The 400-nt window shown below is 36.2% G+C and carries 1 protein-coding gene; it reads right to left on the reverse strand.

Features of this window, described 5'->3' with window-relative positions; all coding sequences use genetic code 11:
* Positions 1-2: 2 nt before the first annotated feature.
* Positions 3-400, reverse strand: a 398-nt coding sequence (locus tag KSP9073_RS17365) for a UDP binding domain-containing protein (RefSeq protein WP_279310087.1), incomplete at its 5' end; no start/stop codon positions are given.

A 400-nucleotide genomic window follows, 5' to 3' on the forward strand; every position in this document is an offset into this window, starting at 1 on the left:
TCCTAATCTCTACTATACAAATCCCGAGTGTACACTTTATCCCGTACTTCATTCAGATCATCTGTAAATCGATTGGCGACGATCACATCACTCACCCTTTTAAATTCTTCAAAATCTTGTACCACTCTTGAATGATAAAACGTCTCTTCATGAAGAGTAGGTTCGTAAACAATCACTTCGATTCCTTTAGCTTTAATCCGCTTCATGACGCCTTGTATAGCAGATTGTCTGAAATTATCAGAGTCCATTTTCATAGTAAGTCGATAAATTCCTACAACTTTTGGATTCCTCTTCACAATCATTTCAGCTATATGGTCTTTTCGCGTTTTGTTTGAGTCTACAATTCCTGCCATAATATTATTCGGAATATCTGCGTAGTTCGCTAGTAATTGTTTTGTAT

The sequence above is a fragment of the Kushneria phyllosphaerae genome (genome assembly GCF_900312995.1).
Lineage (GTDB): Bacteria > Pseudomonadota > Gammaproteobacteria > Pseudomonadales > Halomonadaceae > Kushneria > Kushneria phyllosphaerae.